The sequence below is a fragment of the Paenibacillus sp. FSL M7-1414 genome (assembly GCF_038003195.1).
GTDB lineage: Bacteria > Bacillota > Bacilli > Paenibacillales > Paenibacillaceae > Paenibacillus > Paenibacillus amylolyticus.
In genome coordinates, this window is the sequence record NZ_JBBOOS010000001.1 from 5,609,339 (window position 1) to 5,622,341 (window position 13,003).

Consider the following 13,003-nt stretch of genomic DNA (forward strand, 5'->3'; position numbering starts at 1 on the left):
GCAGTACCATCTTCCGATCGCTGTTATCCCCAGATTTTTTTGATTCTCTTTTCCAAAGAGAAAATCCGGGGATAAAGGCGACCGCTTCGCTTCTTCAGATTGGTTCTGCACTCTCCGTTATGATGTAAACATCAGGTTCAACTTGATTAATTTGAGATGTAATTAAACCTTGTTACTTACAAGTCCAGTGCAGATCATGCGGATATCCTCTTCAAAGGATTGGATTGAAAAGGCGCTGGACAAGCGTTGATCCGGGTGTGCGTCAGCCACTTCCTGAAGCTTCGCCTCATATTTGGCGATAAATTGATCAATCGTTGGGCAGCTCACATCGAGGTGTCTGGCAATGCCCTGAATGATTTTGATGCGGTAGTAATCTTCCTTGGGCATACGGGGGATGTCCAGTTCCCCTTCGCGGTTCATGAACGTTTGACGGAATGGGACTGCTGAAAAGTCGAAATATTTCCCTGCCGAATCGGGTTCCGCGAATGGATCAATCAATAAGGAGGTGTACCGTATGTATAATAAATACTCTTGATGAATGACCTGCAGCTGATTAAAATTATCGATATCCTGGCGTGATATACTCTCTAATCGAACCGGATAGTTGTCATCCGTCATGAATTGAAGCAGGTTGACTCCCTGGATATGGAGCCGGTCCGTAATATTCATAATCTCCTGCCACTGCGCCCGCATATCCCGAATCAAAACTTGTGTAATCGGACCTTCGGGATACATCTTATATACATATTTCGGAATATCCGATGCCCCAAAAATGGCCTCTAATGAGAAGTCGTTCATGAACAAGGGGGGATGCACATACAACGAAATATTTCTTGTTTCCGCCTCCAATGGAGATCGCATCACTTCAAGCGCAACACCCAAACGCTCATACACTTGGCATAGCTTGCTGACCTGTTCAGACGGGTAACGAGTGGAACCGATATAGACCTTTTTCTTCACCCCTGTAGTAATCACATGATTCGACGGATGTTCGTGCATCCAACGGGTATCTCCGAGGTAGGTAGAGAAACTGATCACTTCCGGCGCTGCACTCCGCTCTCTCATATAATGGGTCACGAGTCGATTCGACCCAAACGTTGGAGAAATCAAAATGATACATTTCAGTTGTTTGATGAATTCATTTTTCATTTGTTCCAACACATCGATATAAGCATCGGTGGTAACCGCCAAAATGAGTGTATCCCATTCCCCCTCAATGGTGTCATATCCCTTGAACACATGATCAATGAAACACTCACCTGCGAGTGGCTGATGTTTCTCATTTTGAATGCTGACCTGAATACGCCCATTGCTCTGTTCGAGGGCTGCGAATACGGACGCTGAACGAACCGATGCTCTCCCCACAATGCCTATACAGCAATTGAGATGATCTTTGAGTGTAACCGCAAGCTGAATGGATGCAGGCCCGGTTCCAAGTAACAGAATTCGCTGAAGATTGCTCATATAAGCCTCCTTAATTCAAAGTTCAATCTGTAATCCATTTGGACGCACTTGCATACCTATGCTTTTTGATACAACGCAATATCAAACACATCATCCGGGCGCAGGATCGTATCCACCAGCTTCCACTTGCTGCTATCCGTCGCTCTCATGGGATAATTGAACAAGGACTTCAACTGATCACCGTATCTCATGGCTACAACCACCTGTGCATTCGTCAGGGCATGCAGTTGATCAAGCAGCTCATATTTAGGGGCCACCGTAGAGCTGAAAATGATATGGGTTGCTTCCCTGGTATACTCCAGATTTTCCAGCAAGGTTGACTCCAATCGAATCTTCAAGCCTGCCGTGCCCAGTGTCTCCACCACTTTTCGCCCGAGTGTAATGGACTCTTCATCAATATCGATCCCAACAACCTGTGCACCTGTTCGCTTGGCGATGAGTAATGGTGTCATTGGGAATGAACCGGAGCCTACCAACAACACTCTGGAATCGGAGGTGACATGGAAGCTGCCAAATTCTTTATCGATACACTCTTCTATGTTTTTGAAATAATCGGCAATCTGCACATCCCCGTTCTCTAACTTTAATGCACGATATTTCTCCATGATCGCCACACACTGGGCGGATTTATTTCTTAACTGCCATATAAGCGAATCCAGTTCTTCCAGCTCCGAATGCTCCAACTGTTCCCAGGCTGCCTTATTCTCCTGATCAGTCACAAAGCGGGAGTAGTCATTGATCACAGCCTCCAGCTCTGCACTATGCTGAATCGTATGATCATACTTGCTCGCGAGCTTATCGAATTTCTCTGCAAATTCACTCAAACATGTCTGAAAATGGACCAATGTGATCATTTCTTTTCCCCCTACACGTTGTCTCAATCATGTGTCATGTACTTCATGCGTTTACAACGCTCCATTCTGCTGGAATACCTATGAAGGCTTTGCCCTGTGCCACAATCCCAACAGATCCCTCAATCGTAATGCTCCCAAGTTCTGCGCCATTCCACTGGGCTACCACTTTGATCGCACCACCAGGCTGCTTGATGTACTGAGTGATCCCTCTCTGCTGGCTCCATGCGAGATAGGCTCCCACAGAGGCTGTACCCGAGCCACACCCTCTCTCCCAGATCAGACTATCCAGCTCCGGAACATAGATGAGTGGGGCCATTTCTTCCGAGTGTGATTGATATAACAAGATACCGATCAGCTTATCTCCCAGGGTTAGTCCCAGTAGCCTTGCAAGGGTCTGTGCCCTCTTTTTCATCGCATCGTCGAAGTCATCCACTTCAATCACGATATGGATGAACTCAGCGTACCGGATGATTACCATATCCAGCTCGATGCCTTCGTACCGGATTGTTCGTTGTTCGATCTGCTTTGGTATCGGCATGGTTACCTGGCAGTCATATTCGTTCTGCTGTTTCTTCACATGGCACATGATCAATTGATCGGTTCCGGAAACCTCCAGCATGATATCCATAGATTCCTGTTGTGCCAGTCCTGCTTCAGATGCGAGGTGTGCTGCAAGTGCCATGCAGGCATTGCCACAGAACTCTCCTCCGGCCATTTCCAGACGTGCCACAGCTTCCGGTCTCCTCTTTGGTTCAATGAATCCCACTTGCTCAGCGTAAACGTTATCATACGACATTAGACGAGTTGCAATATGATTGTATTTTTCTGCTGCATGATCCGTTTTAACCAGAATCGTCATGTTTTGAGTGGGACTGAACTTGATAAAATCGATCTCCTGTTTCATCGCAGCGACTACTCCTGTTCTTCTTTTTTATCTAATAGTAATTATTACGATTAAAGGTCGAGAAAAATATAGCACATCCTTTTGGAGAGCGTCAACAAATATTTCCATTTAAAAAAATAAAATTTCATAATACCTTTAGCTGCACCTCCTGTAAGAAAACCCAAACAGAGCTGACGCTTCTGCGCCAGCCCTAGCTATAATTACACCATCTGATTAAATCCAACGAATCGACGTTCCTACCTCGCTCTCACTTAAAAAGGGAATACGAAAAACGGTTGCCGCAGAACGGAACCGTGTCGATCTGGATATGATCCAGTAATTCACTGTACTCATCACTCTTGATGTGCTTGCACATTGTGCAGTGCTTTCTCAGCCAGTGCAGCCAGAAGATGTGCTCCCAGCGGCAGAGCCCGTTCATCCACATCAAAGCCAGGGTGATGCCACTCATGCGGGCCAGAGGTACCCAGGAAGAGGAACAGGCCCGGAATTTCTTTTTGATAAAAGGAGAAGTCCTCACCTGCTGGAGAAGGTAGCGGTCTAACACTGTTTAATCCAATCTCACTTGCAACTTGCTCCGCCGCAGATGCCAGAGACTCATCGTTGACCACGGCAGGTGGTCCCTGAATCCAGCGAACCGTAGCCCGTGTGCCATAGGCTGCGGCCACACCGGCGACTACCTGATTGAAACGCTCGCGAATCCGTGCACGCACTTTCTCATCAAAGGTACGCACTGTGCCATCGAGGATCGCCTCATCCGGAATAACGTTCCAGGCTGTGCCGCTGTGGAGCTTGGTGACACTGATTACAGCGCTCTCCTGTGCCCCCACATTGCGGCTCACAATGGCCTGTAATGCCGTAACAATATGTGCGGCAACCACAATTGGATCAATGCCGGCTTCAGGCACAGCTGCATGGGTGCCTACACCTTCCACTTTGACAACAAAACCGTCTGCTGCTGCCATCAATGCGCCTTCCCGAATGCCCACCGTACCTACCTGGAGATCAGGCTTGTTATGCAACCCAAATACGGCCCGAACATCGGATAATGCGCCGCTCTGGATCACTTGCCGAGCACCCGTTGCTTTTTCCTCTGATGGCTGGAATATCAACCGTACTTTTCCCGGTAGGATGGACTCGCGCTGTTTCAGTAATCGTGCAGCACCGATCAGAATTGCCGTGTGTGCGTCATGTCCGCATGCGTGCATCTTTCCATCTGCCTGGGAGGCAAATTCCAGCTTTGTCTCTTCCTGAATGGGCAACGCATCAATATCTGCTCTTAGGGCAACAACAGGACCGTCCCCTTGACCCACTTCAGCGACAAGCCCTGTCCGTAGAGCATATTCGTCTGCAATACGGACGCCTTCCTCTTCCAGCCAACTGCGAATGGCTGCCGTCGTCTCCTTTTCCTCGCCGGACAATTCCGGGTTACGATGCAGATGTCGCCGAATGGTGATTAATCTTTCCACGAATTCTTCCGCCCGTTCACCGTGAAGTTCATGCTCGGGGCCCTGTACTTGTTGGTCAGAATGCTGCTTGGGCTGTTCCAGATCACTTTTCATCACATGGCCTCCCATTCGTATATATTCACTGCTATATTAACTGCCTAATTCTATCCGATTGCAGCTTCCTGTTCCTTGGATTCCAGTGCAAATTCACTGAGTCCCTGCTCTGCCAGAATCTCACGCAACAATTCGAATGAACGAATTCGCTTGGTAAAGTCCCGTGTAGCTGTAGTCACAATGAACTCTTCCACAGCAAACTCCTGCTGGAACTTCAGCAGTGCCTGACCTACGCTTTCCTTCGTCCCCCGGGTCACACTTGGCTCCAAAATTTCGATCCGATAGGTTTCGTTTGATTGACGCCCGAATTCTTCCGCCTGTTCCACAGAACCGACGGTCAGCACCTTACCACTCTCCAGATGGATCTTCACCAGCATATGCTCACTCGCAAGTCCTTCCGCTTCCTCCTCACTTTCGGCCACAATTAACGATATGGCTAGTGCAGCGTAGGGCTCCCGTCCCTGGGAACGATCAAATTGTTCACGATATACACGGATCGCTTGAAGTGCTACCTCTATATTACTGTTAATGAACAGTGAAAAGACATATGGAAGTCCCAGTTCCGCAGCCATGCCTGCACTATCAACACTGGCTCCAAGTACGTACAACTCCGCTGGAATGTCCGACACTGGCGAAGCGCTGAGACCTGCAAGTGGATGCGACTGATCTTCAAGCGGCTCATTGTGGATGTATCGTTTCACCTGAACAATTTTCTCTTTGAGAGATGCGGCTTCCTGAATACCTTCCTGTAACGCCTGTGTCGAACGTGGTAACCCGCCTGGTGCACGACCGATTCCCAGGTCAACTCTTCCTGGTCCGAGCGCGGCGAGGATATTGAAATTCTCGGCGACTTTGTATGGACTATAATGCTGGAGCATTACTCCGCCAGACCCCAGCCGAATCCGCTTGGTATGCGCAAGCAAGTGGGAGATGAGTACTTCCGGGGAGGAACCTGCAACATGCCCTGAATCATGGTGCTCCGACACCCAGAACCGATGGAATCCAAGCTGCTCTGCCCGCTGTGCCAGCTCAATCGTATGCCGAAAAGCATCCACCGCCGTTTCCCCTTCATAGATGGGAGTCTGATCCAAAATGCCAACACGAATACTCATATCCTTCTCCTCCTTGATTGTGCTGAACCACTGTTCTTGAATCACTATTAAGTTGAACTGGAGATGTTACACTTTATCACTCCGATTGCAGTACCATCTTCCGATCACTCTTATCCCCAGATTTTCTTTACTCCCTTGGTTCAAGGGAAAAATCTGTTGATAAATGCGCACGCTTCGCTTCTTCAGATTGGTTCTGCACTCTCCGTTTTGATGTAAAAGTCAGATTCAACGTTAAACGCTTTATAACTGCCGCAGCAGTTCCCCGAAGGGCTCTGCCAATGGCGAATATTCTTCTTTTAACGTGACAACGCTGATCTGCAACGATACACCTGCCACCTCATGTACCTGAATGGGGAACAGCTCCTGATTCTGCACTTCCTTCTTCACCGTGAGTCCCGGGAGAAAGGCAATGCCTGCCCCTTGCATAACCAGTTTTTTCGCCGTCTCCGAATTATCGACATGATATGTAATATTCGGCGGATGTTCCAGCGAGTCGAAAGCCCGGTGAATGCGCAGCCAGTCCAGTGAACCACATTCAAAAAAGACCAGTTGCTCATTCCGGATGGCTTCCATGCTGACATGCCCGCTCTCAATGAATGGATGTCCTTTGTACACATAGAGCTGGATCGGATCTTCATAAAAAGCAACCGTACGGATCGCAGGATGCATGACCTTGCGCACAAAAGCAAGATCGATCTCCTGACCAAGCAGTTTGGCAATCAGCTGATCCGTCGTTGCTGTCGTCAATTTGATGTTAATTTCGGGGTAAGCTTCCTTGATCTTAGGTAGAAAATCGGGAATGACATAGTTGGATACCGATACTGTACTACCGAGCCGAAGAGCATCCGGTGTTGATCGCCGTTGCTGAATCTTCTGCTTGCCCTTCTGAATCACTTGCAGAACTTGCTGCGCATATGGCAGAAATTTCCGACCTTCCTCTGTCAGCACAATTTGTTTGCCAAGCCGATCAAACAACTTGCAGCCCAGCTCCCTTTCCAGTGACTGAATGCGAGCTGTAACCGAAGGTTGGGACAAGAAGAGTACTTCGGCAGCCTTATTGAAGCTTCCATAATGATTGATATATACAAATGCTTCAATATTCTCGATATTCATGAGCGCCTCCGTATCCACGTCCGCAGACGTTTGATCTTATATTGATTTATCCAATATACTTACTTGGTTTTATGATATCGTAATCCCATCCTTTTCCAGTGTCAATATCAATTCTTCCAGCGAGCGATCCAGACGTGTGGTAACATCTGCCGAGAGTACAAATTTTCCATCATCCAATCGTTCAATTCCCTGATCCACAGCATACACACCACCCAAGATATGTCTTCCACCAAGGGCTGCCAGAACAGGTTTCAATGCATAATCAATGGCGAGCAGATGAGCAATGGAGCCACCGATGACGAGCGGAAGTGTCAACTTACCCCGTAATCCTTCTTGCGGAATCAGATCCAGGAACAGCTTGAGTACTCCCGAGTATGATGCCTTGTATACCGGTGTAGCTACAATAACGGCATCCGCCGCTTCAACAACAGCCAGAGCATCACGAATGAATGAGCTGTCAAACCGAGCTTGCACCAGATCCTCAGCGGGCAGATCCACAACGTGAATAACTTCAACGGTGATGCCTGCCTCCGTTAATTTTTGGCTGCTGTAATCCGTCAGACCTGTCAAACGCGAACGTTTGGAAGGTGATCCTGCAATAATGACAACATGTGACATGAATATCTCCTCCTCAAGCGTAAACGGCTGTCGCCGTCCTCTGGTGGCACAGCTACCGTTTCGCAGTGAAATATAAAAATGGATAGGGTGAAACTTATAAATTCTTATATTTTGGAATAGCGGTCAAGCCGCTCCTTTTACTTTGGGGTCCAGCCGATCGCGAATATCGTCTCCAATCAGATTAACCGCCAGTACAAACAACGTGATCGCCAGACCCGGGAACGTACAGATCCACCAGGCAACCGTCAGATAACCTCTACCTTGCGAGAGCAATGCGCCCCAATCCGGTATTTCCTTCAACACCCCAAGTCCCAGAAAACTGAGTCCGGAACCCGTAAGAATTGATGTCCCTACGCCCAGCGTAGCCATGACCAGCAGGGGTGACAATGAATGTGGCAGTACATGTTTCCAGAAAATACGTGCATTGGAACCGCCCAGTGAACGTGTCGCTGTAATGAAAGGCAGACCTTTAACTGATATGACCTGCCCACGCATCACCCGTGCGTAGCCCGGAATGGAGGAAACCGCAACAGCCAGTGCAATGTTCATCAGTCCTGGCCCGAGAGCAGCTGCAACAGACAATGCCAGGAGCACGCCGGGTACAGCCATCAGAATATCGACAGCCCGCATCGTGATGGTATCAACAATTCCTCCGGCATAACCGGAGATAATACCAAGAGCACTACCGACAATACCGCCCACAAGAACGGAAGCAAATCCAATGAGCAGCGAATCCCCGCTTCCATGCACAACCACACTGAAGATATCCCTGCCAAAATAGTCCGTCCCGAACAGATGCGTAGCAGAAGGAGCCTGCAGTATGGCATCCGTCATCATCTGAGTTGGATCATAGGGCGCAATCCAGCCTGGTACAATCGCACATGCCACGGTAAACACCACCACCAGCAATGCTGCATAAAAGAATAATCGGGATACCGCGAATGAGACGCGATAACGCCAAGGGCGGCGATTCCACAGATGGATACGTCCTACACTTCCAGCCCATGCTTTTTTGTCACCAGCCAAAGGTTTCATGCTCATGAGCAACAACTCCTCCTTTCATACTCCGCGTCAGGACACTTCTGACTGTTCCATCCAATATTATGTGCGGACTGCACGCCGAACCCGGGGATCAATGTACGAATACGAGATATCTACCAGCAGGTTCAAGACAACGTAGATGATAGATGTAAAGAAGACCACACCTTGCACCACTGGCAGATCCTTGGCCATCAGCGCATCCGCAATAATTCGGCCGATTCCTTGTCTGGAGAAGACAGTTTCCACCACAACGGTTCCCGCAAGCAGATCACCGATCAGCATGCCAATTACCGTTACAGCAGGAATAAGCGCATTACGCAGTGCATGGCCATACATGATGGCACGTTCCGAAAGTCCTTTGGCCCGTAACGCCACGATAAACGGTTCATTGATCACTTCCAGCATGCTGTTCCGCACCATCCGTACGATAAAACCTGCACCCACGAGACCCAGCGTAGCCGCGGGAAGAACCAGTGAACTGAATCCGTCGGACCCCATCGCCGGGAACCAGCCAAGCTGTACTGAAAATAACAGGATGAGCAGTATCCCCGTCCAGAAGGTTGGCATGGAAATGCCGAACAGTCCAACCAGCCGAGCAACGAAATCAATCACGCCATTGCGATGAATCGCAGACAATACCCCAAGTGTAATTCCGATCGTGATGGCGATGATTGAGCTGAGTGCGGTCAAAGCCAGTGTCGCTGGAAAATGTTCCAGTATTTTTGGCAAAACCGGATCCGAATTGATCATTGATTTGCCAAAATCCCCACGCAGCATATCACCGAAATAGTTCGCAAACTGGATGTAAAACGGCTGATCCAGTCCAAGCTGAACCCGTAGATTCTCGATCATCTCCGGGGTAGCCGAGGACGGGTCCAGCATGAGCAGAACCGGATCACCCGGCAGGAGATACATGATGCAGTACACCAGCACCGAAGCTCCGAAAATAACCAGAAGCGATGTTGCGAGTCGTGACAGTATCGTTTGAACCATACCGGGATATCTCCTTCCTGAATCTGGATTGGTCGTTCATGTTAGGGCTGAATGCGGACGTCGTTAAAGAGTGGATAACCCAGTGAATCAAACTTGATGCCTTCGACCTTTTTGGATGCAGCGACGGTATACGGGAATACATAGATCGGCAGAATTACCGCTTGCTCAATCAGGTATTGCTGGATTTGATTGTAGATCTGAACACGTTTATCAGGATCCGTCTCGACCGCTCCCTGCTCTAACAGTTCATCGATCTTTGGATCAGACAAACCGGACAATGTCGGGCGCTCGCCCTCTGCACTCGTATGATAGAAAGCGTACAAGGCATTAGGATCAGAATTGACCTGACTGTTGCCATAGAGATCATAATCCCAGTTCTGATAGATGACTGTTGCGATATCTTTTGTAATCTCGACTTCAACGGCAATGCCAACCTGTTTCAACTGTTGTTGGATAATGGCGGCAATGTCATTACGTTTCTCCCGATTGGGCGAACCATCGACATACCGCAGGGTCAGTTTCTGGCCGTCTTTGGCACGAATTCCATCAGCGCCTTTCACCCAGCCTTGTTCATCGAGCAGCTGATTGGCTTTGTTGATGTCCGGGTTGATGCTTCCTTCCAGCGATGCATCATAACCAAGGATTCCAGGAGACAGTGCGGACCACGCACGTTCGTAGTTGCCCAGATACAATGTCTTGACAATCGATTCCACATCTACGGCGGATTGTACCGCCTGCCTTACTTTCACATCATCCCAAGGCGCTTTGCGCAGATTGAAAAAGAGTGTGTATGGCAAACCAACTGTGTTGGCCTGCAACAGTTGCTGGTTCGGATCGTTTTTTAATGCAGCAACATTTTGCGGGGGAACCGTCTCGGCAGCGAGTACCTGACTACTCTGAACACTTCCGATGCGCGTCGCTTCTTCCGGTACAATCTTGAATGTGATCGTATCCACATGGGGCGCGGCTTTATTTTCAACCGTCTCAGGTCCCCAGTTGTAATCCTTGTTTTTGGCAACGACGATATCCGCATTTTCATCCCATTTCACAAAGGTATACGGACCTGTTCCCACCGGATTTTTACCCAACTGGTCGCCATATTTTTGGGCAGCCGTAGGGGATACGATCCCCAGCAGCGCTTGGCTCAAATTGCCGAGAAAGGCTTGCGATGGTGATTCCAGATTTACCTTGATGGTATATTCATCAATGACTTCGGAGGAGCTATAGGGTCTAATCAGGGCCAGAGAATTGGCAGCTTTGGTGGCTGGGTCGATCACCCGGTCCAGATTGTATTTCACGGCTTCCGCATTAAACGGTGTACCATCATGGAACTTCACACCTTCACGCAGCTTGAATGTATAACTCTTGCTGTCCTCAGATACGCTCCATTCCGTGGCAAGCCAAGGTTTGATGGAACCATCAGGTAGCTGCACGACCAGATTGTCGTAGATCGTCCGGATGGCACGCACCGTTACGGCAAGCCCACTGCGATGAGGGTCCAGCGTATCGGGTGAAGTTGCAAGTGCAAAAGTCAGGTTGCCTCCTTCAGCTTGCCCGGCCTGATCCCCGCCTGACGCCTGTGCCGAACTGTTCGTGCTGCCTCCCGCTGCTCCGCAACCGGACAATACCATCACCAATATTGCTGCCAATGCCATATATTTCATCCATGAGATAGACCTGTTCATATCGCTTCCCCCTCTGTGTATACAGGTGTCATTAAACTGATGTTTACACCAATACTCTATATATCCTATGAGTTAAGTCGGTTTTAAAGCAGTACGAAACGCAGTAATTGATTTCATTACCGGTTGGAGAAAACAGCCAGACAAAATCAGAGGCTCGTTCGCTCCCTATCCGTTATGCCAAATCAGATACGACTTGTTCCTTGGCAGCCGTATAACGGTTAACTGGAATTTGCACCCCAAGGTTACCTCGCAATGTATCGTGTTCATAGTCCGTACGATACAGGCCGCGCTCTTGCAGAATCGGAACAACGAGTTCCACGAAATCAGACAATCCACTTGGCAGTTCCGAAGCAATAATGAAGCCATCCGCTGCTTCCGTCTCAAACCATTCCTGAATCTTGTCAGCAACCTGCTCCGGTGTGCCCAGGAATTTGCTGCGCGGTGTTGCTGCCCGCAGAGCCACTTCACGCAAGGTCAATCCCTGCTCCTTGGCATCCTTCTTGATCTTGTCAGTTCCACTGCGGAAACTGTTGCTTCCAATGCCATTCAGCTCCGGGAACGGTTCATCCAGTGGATATTGGGAGAAATCATGATGTTCGAAGAAACGTCCCAGATAATCCAGCGCTTTATCAATGGTAACCAGACTTGCGATCTCCTGATATTTCTGTTCAGCTTCCTCTTCCGTCCGTCCAACAATAGGATTGATGCCTGGCAGAATAACAATATCCTGTGAAGAACGTCCATAGGAAGCCGCCCGTGTTTTCACATCCTTATAAAATCCCTGTGCATCTTCAATCGTATCGTGTCCGGTAAAGACAGCATCCGCTTCTTGCGCCGCCAGCGTTTTGCCATCTTCCGATGAACCTGCCTGGAAAATCACCGGCTGTCCTTGCCGTGAACGGGCAATATTGAGCGGACCTTGTACGGAGAAAAACTCTCCTTCATGATTAAGCGTGTGCAGCTTGGATGGATCGAAGAAGACACCGCTCTCTTTGTCTCTCACAAAGGCATCATCTTCCCAAGAGTCCCACAACCCTTTGGTTACCTGTAAATATTCCGCGGCAATGCGATAACGTTCTGGATGCGAAGGGTGACTGCTCTTGCTATAGTTCTTCGCTGTACCTTCCAGCGGAGAAGTCACGACGTTCCAGCCTGCACGGCCATCACTGATCTGATCGAGGGAACCGAACTGTCTGGCTACGGTGAACGGATCACTATAGGATGTCGAGAGGGTGCCTACCAGTCCAATATGTGAAGTAACGGCAGCCAAAGCGGAGAGGATACTGATTGGTTCGAAGCGATTGAGGAAATGCGGAATGGATTTCTCGGTAATATACAGACCGTCTGCTATAAAGACCAGATCGAACTTGCCTTCCTCAGCTTTCAGTGCCTGACGTTTGTAGAATCCAAAGTTAACGCTGGCATCCGACAGAACCTCCGGGTGTCTCCATGTGGTGTTGCTTCCTCCAACCCCATGAATAATGGCTCCAAATTTTAAACTGCGTTTCGCTGTCATATGCACTCCGCCTTCCTTGGATTAGAATCTTCAAAAGAATGATCAAGGGCCAACTGAACTGATTACGTATGCAAAATAACTTAAAAGTTAACTATTCCTATGAGTTTGGTTTGTTTTAATTTCACAAATCTTATCACTGCCCCG

General features: G+C 48.8%; 11 protein-coding genes. All 11 read right to left on the reverse strand.

Translation table 11 applies throughout. The features are described from left to right. Nucleotides 1–162: 162 nt before the first annotated feature. The 11 genes from MHH92_RS24565 to MHH92_RS24615 all read right to left on the reverse strand — a co-directional run bounded on the left by MHH92_RS24565 (nt 163) and on the right by MHH92_RS24615 (nt 12,859). Complete coding sequence (locus MHH92_RS24565; protein ID WP_340906975.1) at nt 163–1,464, reverse strand: opine metallophore biosynthesis dehydrogenase; 1,302 nt, start codon at nt 1,462–1,464, stop codon at nt 163–165. A gap of 56 nt (nt 1,465–1,520) precedes the next feature. After that, nucleotides 1,521–2,318 carry an SAM-dependent methyltransferase gene (locus MHH92_RS24570; RefSeq protein ID WP_340906976.1) on the reverse strand — a complete coding sequence of 266 codons (798 nt, stop codon included), beginning with the start codon at nt 2,316–2,318 and terminating at the stop codon, nt 1,521–1,523. A gap of 43 nt (nt 2,319–2,361) precedes the next feature. Further along, nucleotides 2,362–3,222, reverse strand: a complete 861-nt coding sequence (locus MHH92_RS24575) for a diaminopimelate epimerase (protein WP_340906977.1) — start codon at nt 3,220–3,222, stop codon at nt 2,362–2,364. A 332-nt stretch (nt 3,223–3,554) separates the two neighbouring features. Beyond that, nucleotides 3,555–4,781 (reverse strand): amidohydrolase, encoded by a 1,227-nt coding sequence (locus MHH92_RS24580; protein WP_340906978.1) that lies wholly within the window; start codon nt 4,779–4,781, stop codon nt 3,555–3,557. A 50-nt stretch (nt 4,782–4,831) separates the two neighbouring features. Continuing rightward, entirely contained in the window at nt 4,832–5,893 is a 1,062-nt protein-coding gene (locus tag MHH92_RS24585; RefSeq protein ID WP_340906979.1) for an LLM class flavin-dependent oxidoreductase, read from the reverse strand. 240 nt (nt 5,894–6,133) lie between these two features. Next, nucleotides 6,134–7,006 carry a LysR family transcriptional regulator gene (locus MHH92_RS24590; protein WP_017692495.1) on the reverse strand — a complete coding sequence of 291 codons (873 nt, stop codon included), beginning with the start codon at nt 7,004–7,006 and terminating at the stop codon, nt 6,134–6,136. A 69-nt stretch (nt 7,007–7,075) separates the two neighbouring features. Then, nucleotides 7,076–7,624: an NADPH-dependent FMN reductase gene (ssuE, locus tag MHH92_RS24595; RefSeq protein ID WP_340906980.1), complete on the reverse strand. Its 549-nt coding sequence runs from the start codon at nt 7,622–7,624 to the stop codon at nt 7,076–7,078. A gap of 123 nt (nt 7,625–7,747) precedes the next feature. Next, the gene (locus MHH92_RS24600; RefSeq protein WP_340906981.1) at nt 7,748–8,665 is read right to left on the reverse strand and encodes an ABC transporter permease; all 918 of its coding nucleotides are present in this window, start codon (nt 8,663–8,665) and stop codon (nt 7,748–7,750) included. Nucleotides 8,666–8,725: 60 nt separating this feature from the next. Continuing rightward, complete coding sequence (locus MHH92_RS24605; protein ID WP_036605816.1) at nt 8,726–9,658, reverse strand: ABC transporter permease; 933 nt, start codon at nt 9,656–9,658, stop codon at nt 8,726–8,728. A gap of 41 nt (nt 9,659–9,699) precedes the next feature. Further along, the gene (locus tag MHH92_RS24610; RefSeq protein WP_340906982.1) at nt 9,700–11,343 is read right to left on the reverse strand and encodes an ABC transporter substrate-binding protein; all 1,644 of its coding nucleotides are present in this window, start codon (nt 11,341–11,343) and stop codon (nt 9,700–9,702) included. A gap of 172 nt (nt 11,344–11,515) precedes the next feature. Beyond that, nucleotides 11,516–12,859 (reverse strand): LLM class flavin-dependent oxidoreductase, encoded by a 1,344-nt coding sequence (locus tag MHH92_RS24615; RefSeq protein ID WP_340906983.1) that lies wholly within the window; start codon nt 12,857–12,859, stop codon nt 11,516–11,518. Between the last annotated feature and the right edge of the window lie 144 nt (nt 12,860–13,003).